The sequence below is a fragment of the uncultured Algibacter sp. genome (assembly GCF_947487575.1).
GTDB lineage: Bacteria > Bacteroidota > Bacteroidia > Flavobacteriales > Flavobacteriaceae > Algibacter_B.
Genome location: NZ_CANKXG010000013.1, coordinates 1 through 22,328 on the forward strand (window position 1 = coordinate 1; position 22,328 = coordinate 22,328).

A 22,328-nucleotide genomic window follows, 5' to 3' on the forward strand; every position below is an offset into this window, starting at 1 on the left:
ACAATCATATGATTGTTCAGTTTTAATTAATAAATTTAATCCTTTAATAATCTGTATCGACTATTTAGGACTAGACACTCATTGAGAATCAAACTTTTTCGTAATGTGAAAATCTGTTTAAATTGACCTTAGTTTTTAAGTCATGAGATTATCACTCTATTAGGTTATTATCGAAACTTCTCGTAATGACTGATTCTTTTAAGCTTCCTCAATCAACACCCATTCCCCTTTAGCAATTAAAGGTTCGGCTTGTTTGTACTTTAAAGTTTTGTTTTCACCATTCATAACGTGCTTAATAGTCACACGGTCGTTACGTCCAATTTTTGGTTTATCACGTACAATGGTTTCCACCACTTCTTGTTGGCGTTGTGTATTTCCTGCAGCTCTATTTTGTGCAGAACGCTCATCTAAATTAGGAATTTCGTCTTTTTGTACGTTAAGCTTTTCTTGCTTTCTAGCTCTAGCTTCTTGGATGGTGTCTTGTGTTTCTTGAGGCAATTCACCTTTAAATAAGAATGAAATAACATCTTTATTCACTTCATCAATCATCGCTTTAAATAACTCAAAAGACTCAAATTTATAAATCAATAAAGGATCCTTTTGCTCATGAACAGCCAATTGCACCGATTGCTTTAACTCATCCATTTTACGTAAATGTGTTTTCCAAGCATCATCAATAATCGCTAATGTAATGTTCTTTTCAAAATCGTTAATTAATTGCTTACCTTGAGTTTCATAAGCCTTTTCAAGGTCAGTAACCACATTCAAACTCTTAACACCATCAGTAAAAGGTACAACAATACGCTTGAATTTATCGCGCTGATTTTCATATACATTTTTAATTACTGGGAAAGCAATATCTGCGTTACGCGCCATTTTTTCTCTGTAATGTTCAAAAGCGGCTTTGTATATTTTTGATGTAATCTCTTGAGCCGATAATTTTTCAAATTCATCTTCAGTAATTGGAGAGCTCATTGAGAAATAACGAATCAATTCAAACTCAAAGTTTTTAAAATCGTTAGCACCTTTATTAGTTTCAGCAATGCCTTCCGAAGTGTCGAAAATCATGTTTGCTAAATCGACACGTAAACGTTCTCCGTTTAAGGCGTTGTAACGACGCTTGTAAACCACCTCACGTTGGGCATTCATAACATCATCATATTCTAATAATCGCTTACGAACACCAAACTGATTTTCTTCAACTTTTTTCTGCGCACGCTCAATAGATTTTGAAATCATAGAATGCTGAATTACTTCGCCTTCTTTCAATCCCATTTTATCCATCATTTTAGCAATACGCTCAGAACCAAATAAACGCATCAAGTTGTCTTCAAGAGACACGTAAAATTGTGAACTTCCTGGATCTCCTTGACGACCAGCACGACCACGTAACTGCCTGTCTACACGACGCGAATCATGACGCTCGGTACCTACAATGGCTAATCCACCAGCGGCTTTAACTTCGTCAGATAATTTAATATCCGTACCACGACCTGCCATATTGGTGGCAATAGTTACTTGTCCTGCATTACCAGCTTCAGCAACAATATCAGCTTCACGTTTATGCTGTTTTGCATTTAATACGTTGTGCGGTATTTTACGAATACTCAACATTTTACCAAGTAATTCAGATATTTCAACCGATGTTGTACCAATTAAAACCGGACGACCTGCTTGAGATAGTTTGGTAACCTCTTCTATTACAGCATTATATTTTTCACGTTTTGTTTTATAAACCAAATCCTCTCTATCATCACGAGCAATAGGGCGGTTGGTAGGTGTTTCAAGAACATCTAATTTGTAGATTTCCCAGAACTCGCCAGCTTCTGTTAATGCCGTACCTGTCATACCAGACAGCTTACGGTACATTCTAAAGTAATTTTGTAATGTTACAGTTGCAAAAGTTTGAGTGGCGTCTTCAATTTTTACATTTTCTTTCGCTTCAATCGCTTGGTGTAATCCATCAGAATAACGACGGCCATCCATAATACGCCCCGTTTGCTCATCAACAATCATTACTTTATTCTCCATTACCACATACTGTGTGTCTTTTTCAAATAAAGCATAAGCTTTTAGTAATTGGCTTAGCGTATGGATACGCTCAGATTTTACTCCAAATTCTTTAAATAATTCTTCTTTAAGCGTCGCTTCTTCTTCAGCCGAAAGGCCTTGTTTTTCAATTTTATCAACCTCAAGGCCAATTTCTGGTAAGATGAAAAAATCTGGATTATCCTTTCCAGAAATGTATTCTACACCTTTATCCGTTAATTCAACTTGATTATTTTTCTCTTCAATAACATAGTACAATTCCGCATCAACCTTTGGCATTTCGCGGTTATTGTCTTGCATATAAAAATTCTCAGTTTTTTGAAGTAGTTGTTTAACACCTTCTTCAGATAAAAACTTAATAAGTGCTTTGTTTTTAGGAATACCTCTGTAAACACGTAACAACTGAAAACCACCTTCTTTAGTGTCACCGTCTTTTATTAATTTTTTAGCCTCGGCTAAAACTCCAGTTAAATATTTACGCTGTACAGAAACAATATCGTCAACTTTAGGTTTTAATTCTGTAAATTCATGGCGGTCACCTTTTGGAATAGGCCCAGAGATAATCAACGGTGTACGCGCATCATCAACTAATACAGAATCGACTTCATCAATAATACCAAAATGGTGCGGACGCTGTACTAAATCGTCTATTGAGTGCGCCATATTATCGCGCAAATAATCAAAACCAAACTCGTTATTGGTACCATAAGTAATATCTGCATTATAGGCTTTTCTTCTTGCTTCAGAGTTTGGTTGGTGGTAATCAATACAATCCACACTCATACCGTGGAACTGAAAAATAGGCGCCATCCATGCGCTATCACGTTTTGCTAAGTAATCATTTACCGTTACTAAATGCACACCTTTTCCTGCCAAAGCATTTAAATAAACAGGTAGTGTAGCCACTAAGGTTTTACCTTCACCCGTTTGCATTTCGGCAATTTTACCTTGGTGCATCGCTACACCACCAATTAACTGCACATCATAATGTATCATGTCCCAAGTAATTGGTTTTCCCGCAGCATCCCAAGAGTTTGCCCAAACCGCTTTATCGCCATCCAAAACTACATAATCTTTTTCACCAGAAACACTTCTGTCAAATTCATTTGCAGTTACAGTAATAGAGGTGTTATTTACAAAACGTTTAGCAGTTTCTTTAACTACAGCAAAAGCTTCAGGTAAAATAGCATCTAAAACATCTTCGGTAATTTTGTAAGCCTCATCTTTTAAGCGGTCAATTTGTTCGTAAATTTCTTCACGTTTATCAATATCTTCAGTAGTTTCAGCTTTTTCTGTTAAATCAGCCATTTGCTTATCAACATCCGCATTAGCTTCAGCAATTTTTGCTTTAAACTCAGCAGTTTTAGCTCTTAATTCATCATGAGATAAAGCTTCTAGTGCAGATTCAAAAGCTTTGATTTTATCAACATATGGAGATATAGCTTTAACGTCTTGTTTGGCCTTATCGCCAACAAATATTTTTAATACAGAATTTAAAAAACTCATGAGTGTAATTTTATATATTTTATCTAGGATTACCCTAGGTTTTCGTTGTTACTAATATTGTCTTTTAAAAGACATTCAAAGATACATTTTAGAACAAAAAAAAAAGCCTCAAATCGAGACTTTTTTAAATATTCTTTATGCTTTATTAATATTCATCTTCATTCCAGAGGTAATCCTCGTCGGTAGGGTAATCAGACCAGATTTCTTCAATAGAGTCATAAGAGTCTCCTTCATCCTCAATAGATTGTAAATTTTCAACAACCTCTAAAGGTGCTCCTGTTCTAATAGCGTAATCTATCAATTCGTCCTTTGTCGCTGGCCAAGGTGCATCACTTAAATACGATGCCAATTCTAATGTCCAATACATTTCTTAGTGTTTAATTTCTGCAAAAATAATTTTTTAGTTTAAACACACAAGAAAAAAATGAATTATTTAATCAATAATTATAAGAACGTATTCTTTTGTACTCTAAACACCTACAAATTATTCCTGCGGGTTAATAATAATTAAGCAAAATCACTCTTTATTAATAAAATTTTGGCGTTACCACAAGGGTCGGGCTTTACGTTCCAAGTCCTCGCACCTCCTACGTCGGGCTGTGGGCTATCCACTTCAATCCCTAACGCGGGCAAGTCTGCAGTCATCAGTATACAGTCAACAGTTTTTGTTTTTTGCATACTTTTTAACTTCAAACTTCTGTCTTCAAGCTTTTTACTTTTTCTCAGGAATCCACTTAACTTCATTTGCTTGCAAATCAGATGACAACTTTCGTGCCAATACAAAAAGATAGTCAGAAAGACGGTTTAAGTACGTTAAAGCATTTGCCTCAAAAGGTTCTAAATCATTAAGTGCAGAGGCTAAACGTTCCGCTCTACGGCACACACAACGTGCTATGTGACAGAATGACACCGTTTGATGTCCACCAGGCAATACAAAATGCGTCATTGGTGGTAAAGCGCCGTTCATGGTATCCATTTCCTGCTCTAAAAGCTTAATATCTTCAGTAGAAATTTTTTCAATATTTAAACGTTCCTTACCATTTTTTAAAATCGCCTTTTCAGGATCAGTTGCCAAAATAGCCCCAACAGTAAAGAGTTTGTCTTGAATAGTCATCAACAATTTTTGGTAATGCAAATTAATATCCTGATCACGAATTAACCCCAAATGCGAGTTTAATTCATCAACAGTTCCGTAGCTTTCAATTCTTATATGGTGTTTTGGTACTCGTGTTCCACCAAATAATGCTGTGGTACCTTTGTCTCCTGTTTTAGTGTAAATCTTCATATCACGAAGTTATAGTATTTTTAAGAGTTTTACAAAGCCTATAAAATCAATAAAAGTTGTTAATATCTTCTTTGTAAATTAAGATTTATCCTGTTAATTTGTAAGTAATTTATGGATTGAAAAAATTAAATTTGTTATAGCTATAACAACAACTCTCTTATTATGAAAAAATTCATATTACTACTACTCGTAATTACATTTTCATTAATTACTGAAGCACAATCACATATTGGGTTTCTTTCAGATAATTACAGTGGGGTTCACGGCGTTATTTCTAACCCAGCAAATATTACCAATTCTCCTTTTAAAATTGATATAAACCTTGGTGGAGTCAGTGTTTTTGGAAGCAATGATTATTTTGGAATAAATATATTAGATGCGACAAAAGATGGTTATAATTTCGATTTGGAGTCAAAAAAACACCCTAAGGATGCAAATAGCGGATTTATAAATGTCGATGCTTTGGGGCCTTCATTTATGTTTAATATTAATAAAAAAAGCACTTTGGCAATCTTTACAAGAGCTAGAGCTTTTGTTAATGCAAATGAGCTTAATGGTACCACAATAGCCTCGATAGATGATGATACAACATACGATTATAATTTTGAAGAGTCTTATTTCAACATATTAGCTCACTCTTGGGCGGAATTTGGTGTTACTTATGCAAGAACGGTTTTAGATAAAGAGCAACACAGTATAAGTGGAGGTTTAACTTTAAAATATTTAAAAGGTTTAGGAAGCGTTTTTACCTTAGGAAAAGAGATTGTAGTTGATTATGATGATGACGGTACAGACCTTGGTGGTGGAGAAACAACAGGTAGTATATCAACTAGCGGAAATTTAACTTATGCACGTTTTGCTGATTTTGATAATGATAATTATGATTATGAAACACCTGATAATGCTAGTGGCTTTGGCGTTGACCTTGGTGTAGTTTATGAGTGGAGGCCAAGTTATGGTGATTATAAAGTTAATGATTCTACTAATAATAATTTCAACCATAAAAATGAATACAAATTAAAAATAGGAATATCTGTTACAGATATAGGTTTTGTAGATTATAAAGACGGTAAAAAAGAAGCTTTTAATATGGCGATTTCCGATTTGAATGAAGATAATTTTGATGGAACCGATGATATAGGAGATTTTCTAAATACTTATTTTACAAGAGCTAATACTGCAACAGGTTATAAAATTGATTTACCTGCAGCACTTCATGTAAATGTTGATTGGAATATAAATGGTAAAATGTATTTAAATTTAAATACAGATTTTTCATTGATGTCTGAAAGTAGAATAACGGCAAACAGAGTGTCGAATGTAGTGTCATTAACACCTCGTTATGAAAGCAAATGGTTTAGTTTTTATTTGCCTTTAAGTGTTATTGAAAATAATGGTTTTAGAATGGGTGCAGGCTTCAGAGCGGGACCATTGTATGTTGGTTCTGGATCTCTGATTTCTGCCTTTACAAGTGATAATAACCGAGGAGCAGATGTTTATGCAGGGATGAAAGTACCTATTTACCATAATGTTCCTAAGGATAAAGATGGTGACGGTATTATTGATAAACTGGATGATTGCCCAGAAATACATGGGTCAGTTGAAAATAATGGCTGCCCTTGGCCAGATACCGATGAAGATGGTGTATTAGATAATGTTGATGAATGTCCACAGGAAGCAGGTCCAGAAGATAACAAGGGGTGTCCATGGGGAGATAAAGATGGCGATTTAATTTTAGATAATGTAGATGCTTGTCCTGATTTATTTGGTCCAGAAGAAAATAATGGGTGCCCATATAAAGATACCGACGAGGATGGTGTATTAGATAAAAATGATGATTGTATTGATCAAAAAGGTACAGTGGCTAATAATGGCTGCCCTGAAGAAGTATTACAAAAACTTCAAAAAACTTTAAATGATTATGCTAAAGTTATACTGTTTAATTATGGAACATCTTCTTTAAGCAAGGAGTCTGATAAAGTGTTGTTAGATATTATAGCCGTTTTAAAAGTATACCCTAATGCTTCATTTACTATTGAGGGACATACTGATAGTATTGGTAGTTATAAGTTGAACAAAATACTATCTGAGAAAAGAGCTAATGCCGTTAAAGATTATTTGGTTAAAAACGGAATAGATGCAAGTAGATTGTCTGCCATAGGATATGGGGAGAGAAGACCAATTGCGACTAATATGTATAAGCACGGCAGAGCTAAAAACAGAAGGGTAGAAATTAACCTAGTTAAATAAAAGTTGTCTCAACTTATGTTTATTAACACGCTGAGATTTTTATATTAATTCATTTACAAATTAGTAACTATCAATATTTTATATTTTAAAAAAATCACAATCTAATACTCTTATTATTAGTTGTTTACGTTATTTTTTCGTGATAAAACACATGGTAATATGCGTTTTGTCGATAAAATTATTACTTTTGTCGATAAAATATATTTTAACCTAAACTAAAATTATGAAAAAAATTACTTTGGCGGTAGTGTTTGTTGTAAGTTCTTTTTGTGTGAAAGCACAGTCTTATATCGGATTTCTTACTGATAACTACAGTGGTGTAAATAGTGTTATTTCCAACCCAGCAAATATTACAGATTCTCGTTTTAAAACTGATATCAATTTAGTTGGTGTTAGTGTGTTTGGAGGAAATGATTATTATGGCGTAAACGTATTGGACGCTATTAAATCTGATTATGATTTTGATTTGAATGCAACAAAATCTCCAAGCAGCGATAATAATATTGGTCTTTATCAAGATGTTTTAGGGCCCTCTTTTATGTTTAACCTAAACGCAAAAAGTTCTATTGCTATTTTTACTAGGGCAAGGTCTGTAGTAAATATTAATGAAGTTAATGGAAACACAATTGATGCAATTGATGATGATGAAACAGAAGATTTTATAGTAAACGAAGGCGATTTTAATGCTTTTGGACAAGCTTGGGCAGAAGTGGGTTTAACCTATGCTAGAGTATTTATGGATAAGCAGCAACACTTTTTAAAGGGTGGATTATCATTAAAGTATTTACAAGGAATTGGCAGTGGTTATGCCTATGGTAGAAATGTTAATGTAAATTATGATGCAGATGGCACCAACCTTGGAGGTGGAGAAACCACAGGAAGTATTAATTCAACTGGAGAGATTACATACGGGCGTTTTGATGATTTCGATAATGATAATTACGATTATGATTTACCAGAAGCTACTGGTTTCGGAGTTGATTTAGGGGTTGTATATGAATGGAGACCAAATCATGCCGATTATAAAACTACAAATGCTGATGGTACATCTTATGTTCATAAACATGAAAATAAATACAAATTAAAAGTTGGACTTTCTATTACTGATATTGGAAGCATAAATTATAAAAATGGTGTTCAAGAAACATTTAATATTGCTAATACAGGTATTAGTGAAGAGGACATTGAAAATGCAGAAGATATTGATGACGTTTTAAATACTTTATATACCCAAACTGGTTCTGAAACTGGATACACAGCAGCTTTACCAATGGCAGTACATTTAAATGCAGATTGGAGCTTTAATAAAAGATTTTATATTAATTTAAATACAGACTTTTCTCTTGTTTCTAAAGATAAGGAAAATGCCAGTCGTATTTCAAATGTAGTGTAATTAACACCACGATTTGAAAGTAAATCTTTTAGTTTTTACTTACCTGTTAGTATAGTTGAAAACAGTGGTTTCCAAGCAGGTTTAGGTTTAAGAGCGGGGATATTATATATTGGGTCTGGGTCTGTTTTATCTGCTCTTACAAGTGATAATTCTAAAGGTGCGGATGCTTATGCAGGTTTAAAAATACCTATATATCAAAGAAAACCAAAAGATAAAGATGATGATGGCGTTATTGATAAATTAGACGGATGTCCTAAAGAAGCTGGTCCAATAGAAAATAATGGTTGCCCGTGGGGTGATAAAGATGAAGATACTATTTTAGATAATGTGGATGAGTGTCCGGAAGAAGCAGGACCAGAAGAAAACAGAGGTTGCCCATGGGGTGATAAAGATGGGGATTCTATTTTGGATAATGTTGACGCGTGCCCAGAAGCTGCTGGTCCAGAAGAAAATAATGGTTGTCCTTGGCCTGATGCTGATGCAGATGGTGTTTTAGATAAGGATGACGAATGTATTGATGTTGTAGGTACGGTTGCTAATAATGGTTGTCCTGAAGTTGAAGAAGCTGTAGTGATAGAGCCAGTAGTTACTAAAGAGGTTCAAAAAATCTTAAATAGTTATGCGAAGACAATTTTGTTTAACTCAGGAAAATCTTCTGTAAAAAAAGAGTCTAATACTGTTTTAAATGAAATTGTTGGTATTTTAAAAGAATATCCTTCAGCAAAGTTCTCTATAGAAGGACATACTGATAGTATTGGTAGTAGTGTTTTAAATAAGAATTTATCAGAAGCTAGAGCAAGTTCTGTAATGACTTTCTTGATTGAAAGAGGTGTAGCTTCTAATAGATTAACCTCAAAAGGTTATGGTGAAAGTAAGCCAATTGCAACAAACTCTACAAAAGCAGGACAATCTAAAAATAGACGTGTTGAGATTAATTTAGTTAAGTAGCCAAAACTGTTTTTTTTGATTAAAATATAGAATCCCAGAGTATAATAACTCTGGGATTCTTTGTTAATCAAGTTTAAATTCTAATATTAAAATGTTCCTTGACTTGTTCTTTTCTGAAGAAAGCAAAACCCCAGAAAAAGGTGTCGATTGTTACCGTAACTTTGGAGTGGGCTTTTATGGTTTCCCATGCCTCAGTCATACCTTCAGACCAATAAATATCATCAAAAATAAAAACAGAATTATTGTTTACGGTTTCTAGCAGTGTTTCAAAATACTTTAAAGTTGCTTCTTTTTGATGATTACCATCAAAGAATATAAGGTCGTAATTATTTGAGTTAAGTTTTTCAACTTCATCATTAAAATTCCCCGTAATCAAAGAAATATTTTTTGCTTTAAGTTTTTTTAATTGAGCTTTAAAAAAATCTGAAGTTTTATGGCAACCTTCAATTGAAGTAATATTGGCTTCGGTATGTCCTAAACTCATCGCATGGGTCGAAATACCCAACGAAGTACCTAATTCTAAAATATTTTCGGGTTTAAGATAATTTGTAATTCTATAAATCAGTTTAGCTCTTTTATTTGCTGTACCAGCATTTTTTGCAATATTGGAAACTAAACGTTCTTGTTGTTTCATGATTAGAGAGCCTGCCCCTAAATCGGTTACCTTAATTTTAGACTTGTTTTTTAGTAGAGATTTTCTATACTTTAAAATCGTGCTATAAGCCTCAAAATGTGTTTTATCATAAAAACATTTAGTCACTAAATCATACACAAAAGGCGAATGTACGCCATGTTGATTGGTTGATTTAAGAAGGAATTTCATGTATTGAGTAAATTGATAAAACATGATTACTCTTCTAGTTTTGAAGACAATTCAAACCACCGTTCTTCCTTTGTTTCAATAGTATCAATAATTCCCTGAAGCTTGTCCGAGAGTTTATTAATATCATCTTGAGTTAGATCAGGATTATTAAATTTGCTCTCTAATTGTTTTTTATCAAAAGTCAAAGAATTCAATTTACTTTCAATATTTCTTAGTTCTTTTTCTTCGTTAAAAGATAGCTTAGAAGCTTCATTTTGTTTCCAAGATTGTTTCTCTTTTTTGTCTTCTGTATCGGTTGTGTTTGAAATTACTGGTTGGCTATCTTCGTAAATTCTATAATCAGAATAATTTCCTGGAAAATCTTCAATAATGCCTTCACCTTTAAAAACAAATAAATGGTCAATAACCTTATCCATAAAATAACGATCGTGCGTTACAACTATAATGCAACCAGGGAAATCTAAAAGGAAGCTTTCTAATACATTAAGCGTTACAATATCTAAATCGTTTGTAGGCTCATCAAGAATTAAAAAATTAGGATTTTGTATTAAAACCGTACATAGATACAAGCGTTTACGTTCGCCACCACTTAGTTTTTCAACAAAATCGTATTGCTTCTTTCTACTAAATAAAAAGCGTTCTAAAAGTTGTTGCGCACTAATTTGTTTTCCTTTTTTTAATGGAATATAATCACCAAATTCTCGAATAACATCAATAACCTTTTGTTCAGGTTTTATAGTGATGCCATTTTGAGTGTAATAGCCAAATTTTACAGTATCTCCTTTTATAACTTTACCTGAATCTGGTTTGTCAGTTTGCGTTAAGATATTTAAGAAAGTTGTTTTTCCGGTTCCATTTTTGCCAATGATGCCTATGCGTTCCCCTTTTTTGAAGGTGTATTCGAACGCATCAAGCATAGTTTTATCTTTAAACGCTTTAGATACTTTGTGGAACTCTAGAATCTTACTTCCTAAACGTTCCATATTAAGTTCTAACTGGACTTCGTGGTCGTTTCTGCGTTGATGTGCACGGTGCTTGATATCTGCAAAATCATCGATTCTAGATTTGGATTTAGTTGTTCTTGCTTTAGGTTGACGACGCATCCATGCTAATTCTTTCTTAAAAAGTTGTTTAGCTTTCCCTGTTTCAACAGCTTCACGTTCAATTCTTGCTTCACGTTTTTCTAGATAATACGAGTAGTTGCCTTTGTAACTATAAAGTTGGCCTTCATCTAATTCAATAATCTCATTACAAACACGTTCTAAAAAATAGCGATCGTGGGTTACCATAAAAAGCGTAATGTTTTCTTTGGCAAAAAACGCTTCTAACCATTCAATCATTTCTAAATCTAAATGGTTTGTAGGCTCATCTAAAATTAATAAATCAGGTTTATTTATAAGCGCATTGGCTAAGGCTAATCGTTTTTTTTGTCCGCCAGAAAGCACGCTTACTTTTTGATTTAAATCTTCAAGTTTTAGTTTGAAAAGTATTTGTTTGTAAAGAGTTTCAAAATCCCAAGCTTGGTGGCGTTCCATAGCATCAAAGGCCGTTTGGTAGGTTTCAGTGTCTTCAGGATTTAAAAGTGCTTTCTCGTAATTCGAAATAATTTTTAGTATGGGGTTGTCACTTGCAAAAATGGTTTCTTCAATAGTTAATGCATTGTCAAATTTTGGGTCTTGGGATAAGAAGGATGCCTTAATGTCTTTTCTGTAAATAACGTCTCCTGTATCTGCAATATCATCACCAGACAGAATATTTAAAATAGAGGTTTTGCCGGTGCCGTTTTTAGCTACAAAAGCTATTTTTTGGTCTTTGTGAACACTAAAAGAAATGTTTTCAAAAAGTGTGAGTTCACCGTAAGACTTTGATATGTTTTCTACTGTTAAATAATTCAAGAGCAAATATTTTTTGCAAATAACGGACAAAAAACCAAAAAATACGTCATAAGTTTTATTCTTCACTGCTAAAACTTATATTTGTGAGAAATCAATTAGCCTCAATATGAAGAGTTATTTACTTGTCATTTTTTTAGTTATAAGTGTATTTTGTACCTCATGTATAACTAATAGGGATGTTGTTTACTTACAAGATAAAGGCGATGGAAGCGGTAACGAACAAGTGTTAACAGAACTACCAAAGCCTTACAAGGTTCAAGTTAATGATATTTTGAGTATTAATGTAAAGGCCTTAGATCCTGAACTTGTTGGTATATTTAACCCTATTGAAGGTACAAAAACATCTACTACTAATGGGGAGTTATATTTTAGTGGTTTTACAGTTGATTTACACGGTAATATTGAATTCCCAATTTTAGGAAAAATCAATGTTTTAGGTTTTACTATTGCTGAAATAAAGACTAAAGTTAAAAATGCCCTTTTAAAAGATTATTTTAAGGAAACGGCCGAAATTTTTGTAACTGTAAAACTTGCTGGATTGAAATATACTGTTACAGGTGAAGTGTCAGGTACAGGCGTTTATACTTTATTTCAAGACCGCGTAAATATTATTGAAGCATTAGCAAATGCAGGTGATATTGCTCAAACTGGTGATAGAAAAGATGTTTTGGTGGTTAGACAATATCCAAATGGACAAAAAATCCATCATATAGATTTAACAGATATTAAAGCTATGCAATCACCGTTTTATTTTATACAACCTAATGATATTATTTTAGTTAAACCATTAAAACGAAAAGCTTTAGGGGCTGGACAAACGGCAATACAAAACATAACTACTATAGCTTCAATTTTATCTGTGTTAGTTTCTACATATTTTTTAACACGGAACCTTTAAATATTTGACTAAATTATGGAAGAAGAATTCGATATTGCAGAGTCACAATCGCAACCTTCATTTGATATTAAAGCATTTGTAATTAGGGTTTTAAGTTATTGGAAATTATTTATATTATTTATTGGCGTAGGAGTATTTATTGTTTACCAGCAAAATATTAGAAAGCAGCAATCGTATAGGTTAAGTACGCAGATTTCAATAGAAGAAGAATCTAATCCTTTATTCACATCAACAACTAGTTTAACGTTTAATTGGGGAGGTGTTTCAGGAAAAGTACAAACTATTATTACATCCTTACGGTCGAGATCTATTCATGAAAAAGTAGTTGATAATCTTCAATTTTATATTACTTACTTAAAACAAGCCAGATTTAGAAAAGATGATATTTATAAAGCATCTCCAATACGAATAAATTTAACTCCTAATTCAAATCAGTTATTAAATAACCCGATTAGAATTACATTTCTTGAAAATAACAGATTCCAGCTTTCAATAAATTTTGAGTCTAGTTTAGCAAGAACACAAAATTTTGATAGTAAGAAAAGATTTAATCTAGATGTTCCTGTAGGAGAATTTCAGAAACAATTTACTTTAGGAGATACCATAAGACTTCCTTACGTAAATGGCGTTATTTATTTGGCAGAAGATCGTGTTGCAGAAATAAATGACGAATACTATATTCAATTTAATGATTTTGATGCTGTATCAGCAAAGTACAGAAATGGATTAGTTATTGATAACCCTAGAAATTCACCAACACTAAATTTAAGCCTCGTTGATGTTAATAAGGCTAAAATTGTCGATTACCTGAATGAAACTGTTTCTGTTTTAAGTGAAGATCAACTAAATAGAAAGAATCAATTTGTAACCAATACCATAGAATTTATTGATAACCAATTAGACAGAGTGAAATCACAATTAACTCTGAATGCAGATTCTTTAAATAACTACAAACAGAAAAATAGAATATTTGATTTAACAAGCGAAAGTGTTGCTATTAATGGTAAATTAACATCGCTTGAAACAGAAAAAGATGATATAAATAGAAAGCTAGCGTATTACAATAGTTTAGATACTTATTTGAAAACGAGTAATTCATTTACCGATGTTCCTGCTCCTTCAGTTTCAGGAATTGATGAAGGGAATATACTTACTAATGTATCTAGAATAAATGCTTTATCCGTACAAAAGTCTAAATATGGAGCAACAGTTAGAAAAGATGCCACGATATTTGCAGACTTAAATAGGGAAATTGAAGGGTTGAAAATGGTTCTTATCGAGAATATTAATTCTGCGAATAACGAGTTAAAAAGGGAACAACAGCTAATAAATAACAAAATAGCTATTGAAGATGCCAAAATTAGAAAGCTTCCCAAAGCCCAACAAAAATTATTTGATATAGAAAGACAATATGCACTTAGCGAAAAAACATATAACGTCTTTTTGGCAAAACGTGGTGAAGCAGATATTATAAAATCGGCAAGTGTTTCAGACATTGTAATAATAGACCCAGCAAAAGATACGGGAGCAACACCAATAGATTTAAAATTGAGCTCAAGATATTTATTCGCTGTTATTGGTGGGCTTTTGCCTCCTTTACTATTAGCTTTTTTGCTCACATTTTTAGATAATAAAATACATAACCCTCAAGTGTTAGAAAACTTATCGAGCATTCCATTGTTAGGTGTCGTAGGGAAAAACAATTTGGAAAATAATATGGTTGTGCATTTAAAACCAAAGTCAACAATAGCCGAGGGATTTCGAGCCATACGATCGAGCCTACAATATTTTTATAAAAAACACAATCTAGAAGGTTCAAAAACAGTTATGGTTACTTCATCAGTTAGTGGAGAGGGGAAAACGTTTTGTTCTATTAATATTGCTACGGTTTTCGCTATGAGTGGAAAAAAAACAGCTTTAGTAGGTTTAGATTTAAGAAAACCAAAAATATTTGGAGATTTTGAAATTAAAAATGATATTGGTGTTGTTAATTATTTAATAGGTCAACAAGATTTTAATGCAGTAGTTCAGCAAACTAAAGTGCCTAATTTAGATGTTATAACTTCGGGTCCAATACCTCCAAATCCATCAGAATTATTGATGAGTGATAAAATGGATGATTTGATAAGTTATTTAAAACAATCTTATGATTTTATTGTATTAGATACCCCACCTATTGGTCTTGTTGCTGATGCTTTAGAGCTCACAGAATATGCTGATGCTACAGTTTATGTTGTTAGACAAGATTATACAAAAAAAGGTATGCTCAGCTTAATTAATAATAAATACGGTAAAGGAGAGATTGCAAATTTAAGTTTTGTTTATAATGGCTACAATCAAAAAGGAAAATATGGCTATGGCTATGGCTATGGCTATGGCTATGGTTATGGTTATGGTAGTTATGGTAACGGATATAATGATGATGGCTCGTATAAAAAATCATTCCTTTCTACTATTAAATCATTTTTTAAAATAGGAAAAACTTAAAAAAATATAATAATTAGCTATATAATACTTTGAATACTAAAAACGAAAATTGGCTCTATACTATTTCTCCAAAACAGAAGCTTATAGACTTCAATTTTAAAGAAATTTGGAGGTATAAGGATTTAATGTTTCTGTTTGTAAAACGAAACGTGGTTACATTATATAAACAAACTATATTGGGACCGTTATGGTATTTTATACAGCCTTTATTTACGTCTGTGATTTTCACTCTAGTATTTAATAATATTGCTAACATTTCTACGGGAGATGGTATTCCATCATTTTTATTTAATCTAGCTGGTATCACGTTGTGGAACTATTTTAAAGAATGTTTAATAGGAACAAGTGATACATTCAGGAAAAACCAAAATATTTTTGGAAAAGTATATTTTCCAAGAGTTATAATGCCCATATCGGTGGTGGTTTCAAATCTTATTAAATTTGGAATTCAGTTGTTGGTATTTGTATGTTTCTATATCTATTTTATATTTTTCACTAATCAAGCAACTCAAGTATCCATACAAAATGAATTATTTTTATTACCGTTACTTGTTTTTTTTATGGGGCTAATTGGTTTGGGATTAGGTATGATTATTTCTTCAATGACTACAAAATATAGAGATTTATCTTATTTGGTAACATTTGGGGTACAATTATTAATGTATGCTTCAGCAATTATGTATCCGCTAGATTTAATAAAAGAGAAGGTAGCTGATGGAAGTATTCCTAAAATAGCAGGAGTTTTAATAGAATATAACCCTATAACAATAATTATTGAAGCCTTTAGGTTTATTACTTTAGGTGTAGGTGATTTTTCTTTTTCAAAGCTCATTTATGTAGTTGCAGTTAGTTTGTTATTATTTTTAATGGGGTTGATTATTTTTAATAAAACAGAAAAGAGTTTTATAGATACGGTATAATGAAAGAAATACAGAGCGAAAGCATTTCAAATATAAATAAGAACAGAGATTTTTATGATAATAAGTATAAAAGTGTCAATGTAAGTGGGCTAATAAAAACCTTAAATAATCTTGATGCATTCTTAAAGGATGCTACCACAACAGATATTAGTTGGGTAGGTATGTATATCAATAATTTTAAAGATACTGTTAAAGGAAAAAAAATAATGGAGTTGGGTTGCGGTAATTGTGCTAATGTTGCTGTTTTAGCTGCTTTAGGAGCTCAGGTTGTTGCTAATGATATTTCTGATTATAGTGGTGATATTATTGAAGCTTTAAATTTAAATTACAAATTTGAATATGATATAACATTTTTAAAAGGAGATTTTACTGGTCATGATTTGTCAAAACAATCATTAGATATGGTTATTGGTAAAGCTTTTTTACATCATTTAACACTTGAGCATGAACTAGAAGTTGTTAAGAAAATTAGTCAGGTTTTAAAACCAGATGGAGAAGTTCGTTTTTTTGAACCTGCAATAAACAGTACGTTTTTAGATACTTTGCGTTGGGCAGTACCAATGGATGATAGACCTTCTAAATTATTCAACCCAAGAGCCTTTAAAAAATGGGAAGATTTAGATCCACATCCACATCGCGATAATAGTTCGAAGCATTTTAAAAGTTTAGGGCAACAATTTTTTAGTAATGTAGAGATTATTCCCCTAGGCGTATTTGAACGTTTTTATCGCATTTTACCGTTTTCAACAAAAACCCTAAGAAAATATAGAAGAGTGGCTTTAAGGCTAGAAAAGTATATGCCAAAATTTATACAATATTTTGGAGCGAGAAGCCAAACAATAATTTATAAAACACCAAAAGTAATAGGGGATGTCTGATGTTATTTTAAAGGCTACAAATATTTCTAAACAATATCGCTTAGGCCTTGTTAGTTCTGGCACCTTAAGCCATGATTTAACCCGTTGGTGGTATAAGGTAAGAGGAAAAGAAGACCCTTTTTTAAAAATTGGTGAGGCCAATGACAGAAGTACTACCGGGAAAAGTGATTATGTTTGGGCATTACAGGATATTAATTTTGAAGTCAATCAAGGTGAAGTTTTAGGAATTATTGGTAAAAATGGTGCGGGTAAATCGACTCTTTTAAAAATACTTTCTAGAGTTACTAGTCCTACCACAGGCGAAATAAAAACTAGGGGGCGGATTGCGTCATTACTTGAAGTAGGCACTGGTTTTCATCCAGAAATGACTGGTCGTGAAAATATTTATCTTAATGGTGCCATTTTAGGAATGACTAAAAAGGAAATTCAACAAAAGGAAAATGAAATTATTGAATTTAGTGGATGTCAGCGCTATGTTGATACACCAGTAAAACGCTATTCTTCTGGTATGCGCGTTCGTTTGGCATTTGCTGTTGCAGCTCACCTAGAGCCAGATATTTTGGTAATTGATGAGGTATTGGCTGTAGGTGATGCAGAGTTTCAAAAGAAAGCAGTTGGTAAAATGCAAGATATCTCAAAAGGAGAAGGACGTACGGTGCTGTTTGTTAGTCATAATATGGCCGCGGTAAAAAGTTTGTGTACCAGAGCCATTGTTCTAGAACATGGGAAAATAGCTTTTGAAGGAACTGTGGATAAGGCAGTTTCGTTTTATTTAGATAAGCATTCTCAGAATCAAGATACAGGTAAAAAATGGGATGAAAATAATGAAGATATTCCCTCTGGAGAGAATATTAAATTATTATCTGCATTTGTTATTTCTGAGAATGAATATGATATTTCTTGTCCTACGTATATTGAATTTGAATATGTATTGGCTGATGCTATTGAAAATTTCAACCTTAGCCTAGTTTTAAGTACTTCAGATAATGTTCCAATTTTCAATTCTATATCACCTGTTATAAACATTGAAAAGGGTGTGCATAAAACAAGATTGATATTGCCTGAAAATTTTTTAAATAATTCGCTATATAGTGTTCGAATTCTTTTTGTGAGAAATTCAAAGGCCATTTTAGATATCGAAGATGTTTTGTTATGGGAAGCAAAGGAAGTTATGAAACGTAATATCGATTGGTATGGAAATATTATAGGTCAGATTAGGCCTCAGTTAAAATGGCAATTTGATTAACGAAGGTATTATGAAGGATTACAGGAATTTAAAATTAAGTACAAATAATATTGATACATATTTTCCATTAGCAAAAAAAGTAGAGGTAATTACAGAGATTTGTAGACAATATTTTTTCGGTGATTTGTTGGATATTGGTTGCGGTGAAATGCCATATAAGAATTTGATTTTTGATTTAGGGAATATTAGTACATATACAGGAGTAGATATAAAAAATGATGTTTATCAGGACAAAATAAAACCGGATATATTTTGGGATGGAAAAGTTTTGCCAAGCACAAATAATAGTTTTGATTGTTCTATTTTAATCGAAGTATTAGAGCATGTTCCAGAACCAGTAATAGTTTTAAAAGAAATACATAGAGTTTTAAAAAAAGACGGGAATTTGTTTTTAACAGTGCCTTTTTTATGGAATTTACATGATGTCCCGTATGATGAATATCGATACACCCCTTTTGCATTAAAGCGTTTGCTTAAGGAAGCAGGTTTTGAAATTATAAAAATGGAAGCGCTTGGAGGGTGGCATGCTAGTTTGGCTAGTATGCTAGCCTTGTATTCAAGAAGAGCTTTATCAGGTAGAAAAAGAAAGTGGTCATCGATTTTGCTAAAGCCAGTAGTTTCTTTTTTGCATAAAAAAGATAAAAAAATGAATAAAACTAAATTTACTGAAAGTCAAATGATTACTGGTATTTGGTGTGTTGCTAAAGCGATTAAATAAAATTAAATTGAAAAATAAAATAAGGGTAACTAAGACGTTTCTTCCTCCTCAGGATGAATATCAATCCATTTTAAGTCGGGCATGGGACAAAAATTGGATAACTAATCGTGGGGTTTTAGTAGAGGAATTAGAAAATAGCCTTAAAACTTTTTTAGAGGTCTCTAATTTAATAGCAACAACTAACGGGACTTTACCATTACAAATTGCTATTAAAGCACTAAATTTAACAGGAGAAATTATTACAACACCTTTTAGTTATGTAGCAACTACTTCGAGTATTGTTTGGCAGGGGTGCACTCCAGTTTTCGTAGATATTGATCCTGAATATTTCACAATAGATGAGACTAAAATTGAAGCCGCAATTACTAAAAACACATCAGCAATTTTGGCAACTCATGTTTATGGTAACCCCTGTAACGTCTTGGAAATTGAAAGAATAGCTAAGAAACATCAGTTGAAAGTTATTTATGATGCTGCACATAGTTTTGGTGTTCGTTATAAAGGAAAATCCATATTTAATTTTGGTGACGTAAGTACATGCAGTTTTCATGCTACGAAAATATTTCATACAGGAGAAGGTGGAGCTATATTTTGTAAAAACAAGTATTATGACGATATGTTTAATTATCATAATTTTGGTCATAACGGAGAAGAGGAATTTCATGGTTTGGGTATCAATGCTAAGATGAGTGAACCTCAAGCTGCTATGGGGCTTGCAATGTTGCCTTATTTGCAATTAATTTTTAAAGAAAGAGAAGTATTAACGAATTTATACAATTCCAAACTTAAAAATTCTAGAATAGAATTATTGAAAATACGTGAAGGAACCGACTGGAATCATAGTTATTATCCCGTAATTTTTAAAACTGAATCACAATTACTAAAGGTTAGGCTTGAACTTGAAAAAAGAAATATTTATCCCAGAAGATATTTTTTTCCCTCATTAAACAAATTGCCATATTTGACCTATAAAAGCTGCCCTGTAAGTGAAAAAATTTCTGCTTTGGTACTATGTTTACCTCTTTATCCTGGTTTAGAGGAATCTGAAGCTAACATTATAACAGATATAATTAATGCCAATGTATAGTAAAATATTAATAATTAGTGATAACATATTTTTATGCAATAAGTTTGAGGCCATTATAAGTGCTTTGAACCTCGATATTGAATATCATTTTGCTATTAGTCCATATTCCAATTTTAAGCAGTTTAAATCGTTGTTTGTTCAGGACTTGAAGATTTATGATTTAACAAAAGAAGCAGATGTTGGCAAAATAATTGGAAATTACGATTTGGTGTTTTCATTGCATTGCAAACAACTATTCCCAAAAGAAATGGTCAGCCAAGTAAAATGTATTAATATTCATCCAGGGTATAATCCAATAAATCGAGGGTGGTACCCACAAGTTTTTGCTATAATTAATGATTTAGAAGTTGGAGCAACAATTCATGAAATTGATGAATTGTTAGATCATGGGCCAATTATAGCTAGATTAAAGGTTGAAAAAAGTAATTTGGATACTTCTGAAAAGTTATATAATAAGATTGTAAATGCTGAAATTACTTTAATTGAAGAAAATCTAAGATCTATTATTGAAAATAAGTATGTTACGTTTTTACCAGAACAGGAAGGTGTACTTTATTTAAAAAAGGATTTTAATGAGGTCTGTAAACTTGATTTAGACGAAATGTTAACAACAAGAAAGTTAATAAATAAGTTAAGAGCCTTAACACATGGTGATTTTAAGAATGCTTACTATATAGATGAGTCAACGGGTAAAAAAGTATTTATTAAAATAGAACTTGAACTTGAAGAATAAACTATTTTATGGAAAAAAAGCGTCAAATAATTCATGTTTTTGATGATGATAAATTTATAGATTCAGCTATTGCATTATTTGAAAGTGTTTTTCCAAACAAATCAATCTATTATGTCATTTCTAATAAAAGGATTGAATCTTTTAAATATGTAAAGTCTAATCAAGTAGAGCCTATATGTTTGGATGAAAATGCTCATTATGAAGAATTTTCAAAACTAATTAATAATTCAGTTTCAAAGATTATTTTCATTCACGCTTTAGATAAAAAAAAACAAAAATTAACTCGTTATTTAAGTACTGATGTTGTTAAGGTTTGGTTTGTTTGGGGATATGATTTATATAATAAATGGAAACCTTTAGAACGTAAATTATACGGCAAGAAAACCTTATCTTTTATTGATAAAAGGAAAAGCTCAAAAGAACGATTAAAGGAAGTGCTTTTATATAAGTTTGATTTATATAAACGTTTTAAGAATTATTCTCAAATATATAATTCAAATTATTATAAAACCGTGCATGAAATAGATGTTTTCGTACCGGTAATACCTACAGAATTTGAAATTATTTCTTCGTTAAATACAAGATTAATTTACGCTCCATTCAATTATGTTTGTTTAGAGCACACTATTGGAGATAAAATGAATAATAGTGTTCAAGGCAAAGAAAATATTCTTGTAGGTAATTCGGCTAGTGCATCTAACAATCATGTAGAAGTGTTTGAAAAACTATCTAGAATAGACTTAAAAAATAGAAAAGTAATAGTACCCCTTAGTTACGGCGGTAGTAAGGAATATCTTGATTTTGTTATAAAAAATGGCAATAAATTATTAGGAGATAATTTTCAACCAATTCTAAGTTTTATGCCTTTGGAAAAATATAATAAATTAATATTAAGCTGTGGGCATGTTATATTTAACCATATAAGACAACAAGCCGTTGGCAATATTATTACAATGGGTTATGTTGGAGCAAAATTATATTTTAATAAAAATAGTGTGGCATATAAATATTATAAATCTGTTGACTTGGAGATTCATAGCATGAATGATGTAAACGACAAGAATCTTAATAAACCCATGACAAAAAAGGGATTTAAGAATAATCAAATGATTTTAACAGGCCTTTATTCTCTTGAAAATGTTCAGAATAAGATTAAAGAACTTTTTGAAATTGTATATCGAGTTTCAAAAACTAAAAAACGGGATCTTTAGT

At 32.0% G+C, this 22,328-nt stretch carries 17 protein-coding genes and 1 pseudogene; 13 read left to right on the forward strand and 5 right to left on the reverse strand.

Features of this window, described 5'->3' with window-relative positions:
* Positions 1-198: 198 nt before the first annotated feature.
* The 3 genes from secA to Q0870_RS13725 all read right to left on the reverse strand — a co-directional run bounded on the left by secA (position 199) and on the right by Q0870_RS13725 (position 4,840).
* Positions 199-3,555 (reverse strand): preprotein translocase subunit SecA, encoded by a 3,357-nt coding sequence (secA, locus tag Q0870_RS13715; RefSeq protein WP_298556264.1) that lies wholly within the window; start codon positions 3,553-3,555, stop codon positions 199-201.
* 145 nt (positions 3,556-3,700) lie between these two features.
* Positions 3,701-3,922 carry a DUF2795 domain-containing protein gene (locus tag Q0870_RS13720; RefSeq protein ID WP_019387375.1) on the reverse strand — a complete coding sequence of 74 codons (222 nt, stop codon included), beginning with the start codon at positions 3,920-3,922 and terminating at the stop codon, positions 3,701-3,703.
* Positions 3,923-4,267: 345 nt separating this feature from the next.
* Positions 4,268-4,840 carry a cob(I)yrinic acid a,c-diamide adenosyltransferase gene (locus Q0870_RS13725; protein ID WP_298556266.1) on the reverse strand — a complete coding sequence of 191 codons (573 nt, stop codon included), beginning with the start codon at positions 4,838-4,840 and terminating at the stop codon, positions 4,268-4,270.
* A 162-nt stretch (positions 4,841-5,002) separates the two neighbouring features.
* Between Q0870_RS13725 and Q0870_RS13730 the strand changes: the two genes are divergently transcribed.
* The 4 genes and pseudogenes from Q0870_RS13730 (at position 5,003) to Q0870_RS13745 (ending at position 9,431) form a co-directional block, all read left to right on the forward strand.
* Positions 5,003-7,090: a DUF5723 family protein gene (locus Q0870_RS13730; protein WP_298556268.1), complete on the forward strand. Its 2,088-nt coding sequence runs from the start codon at positions 5,003-5,005 to the stop codon at positions 7,088-7,090.
* 223 nt (positions 7,091-7,313) lie between these two features.
* Positions 7,314-8,483 (forward strand): DUF5723 family protein, encoded by a 1,170-nt coding sequence (locus Q0870_RS13735; RefSeq protein ID WP_298556271.1) that lies wholly within the window; start codon positions 7,314-7,316, stop codon positions 8,481-8,483.
* Between the two features lie 189 nt (positions 8,484-8,672).
* Positions 8,673-8,747: pseudogene (locus tag Q0870_RS13740) on the forward strand (hypothetical protein); the annotation flags it as partial.
* A gap of 63 nt (positions 8,748-8,810) precedes the next feature.
* Positions 8,811-9,431 (forward strand): OmpA family protein, encoded by a 621-nt coding sequence (locus Q0870_RS13745; protein ID WP_298556273.1) that lies wholly within the window; start codon positions 8,811-8,813, stop codon positions 9,429-9,431.
* 73 nt (positions 9,432-9,504) lie between these two features.
* On the opposite strand, the gene Q0870_RS13750 is transcribed toward Q0870_RS13745, so the two are convergent.
* Together Q0870_RS13750 and Q0870_RS13755 are read right to left on the reverse strand one after the other, a co-directional pair.
* A complete protein-coding gene (locus Q0870_RS13750; protein ID WP_363317971.1) occupies positions 9,505-10,254 on the reverse strand; it encodes a class I SAM-dependent methyltransferase in 750 nt (249 codons plus the stop codon).
* A 26-nt stretch (positions 10,255-10,280) separates the two neighbouring features.
* A complete protein-coding gene (locus Q0870_RS13755) occupies positions 10,281-12,149 on the reverse strand; it encodes an ABC-F family ATP-binding cassette domain-containing protein (RefSeq protein WP_298556277.1) in 1,869 nt (622 codons plus the stop codon).
* Between the two features lie 106 nt (positions 12,150-12,255).
* Between Q0870_RS13755 and Q0870_RS13760 the strand changes: the two genes are divergently transcribed.
* Genes Q0870_RS13760 through Q0870_RS13800 form a run of 9 tightly spaced genes read left to right on the forward strand, consistent with a single transcriptional unit; the run spans position 12,256 to position 22,327 of the window.
* On the forward strand, positions 12,256-13,047 hold the full coding sequence (locus Q0870_RS13760; RefSeq protein ID WP_298556279.1) for a polysaccharide biosynthesis/export family protein: 792 nt from the start codon (positions 12,256-12,258) through the stop codon (positions 13,045-13,047).
* 15 nt (positions 13,048-13,062) lie between these two features.
* Entirely contained in the window at positions 13,063-15,534 is a 2,472-nt protein-coding gene (locus tag Q0870_RS13765; protein ID WP_298556281.1) for a tyrosine-protein kinase, read from the forward strand.
* 29 nt (positions 15,535-15,563) lie between these two features.
* On the forward strand, positions 15,564-16,454 hold the full coding sequence (locus Q0870_RS13770) for an ABC transporter permease (RefSeq protein WP_298556283.1): 891 nt from the start codon (positions 15,564-15,566) through the stop codon (positions 16,452-16,454).
* Positions 16,454-17,332, forward strand: coding sequence for a class I SAM-dependent methyltransferase (locus Q0870_RS13775; protein ID WP_298556285.1), 879 nt, complete (start codon positions 16,454-16,456; stop codon positions 17,330-17,332). The genes Q0870_RS13770 and Q0870_RS13775 overlap by 1 nt, the downstream gene beginning before the upstream one ends.
* Complete coding sequence (locus tag Q0870_RS13780; protein WP_298556287.1) at positions 17,325-18,578, forward strand: ABC transporter ATP-binding protein; 1,254 nt, start codon at positions 17,325-17,327, stop codon at positions 18,576-18,578. Before Q0870_RS13775 ends, Q0870_RS13780 begins: the two co-directional genes overlap by 8 nt.
* Complete coding sequence (locus Q0870_RS13785; RefSeq protein WP_298556289.1) at positions 18,571-19,296, forward strand: class I SAM-dependent methyltransferase; 726 nt, start codon at positions 18,571-18,573, stop codon at positions 19,294-19,296. The genes Q0870_RS13780 and Q0870_RS13785 overlap by 8 nt, the downstream gene beginning before the upstream one ends.
* Positions 19,297-19,303: 7 nt before the next feature.
* Entirely contained in the window at positions 19,304-20,383 is a 1,080-nt protein-coding gene (locus Q0870_RS13790; RefSeq protein ID WP_298556291.1) for a DegT/DnrJ/EryC1/StrS family aminotransferase, read from the forward strand.
* Positions 20,376-21,116: a dTDP-4-amino-4,6-dideoxyglucose formyltransferase gene (locus tag Q0870_RS13795; protein ID WP_298556293.1), complete on the forward strand. Its 741-nt coding sequence runs from the start codon at positions 20,376-20,378 to the stop codon at positions 21,114-21,116. The genes Q0870_RS13790 and Q0870_RS13795 overlap by 8 nt, the downstream gene beginning before the upstream one ends.
* A gap of 8 nt (positions 21,117-21,124) precedes the next feature.
* On the forward strand, positions 21,125-22,327 hold the full coding sequence (locus Q0870_RS13800; protein WP_298556295.1) for a TDP-N-acetylfucosamine:lipid II N-acetylfucosaminyltransferase: 1,203 nt from the start codon (positions 21,125-21,127) through the stop codon (positions 22,325-22,327).
* Position 22,328: the final 1 nt, after the last annotated feature.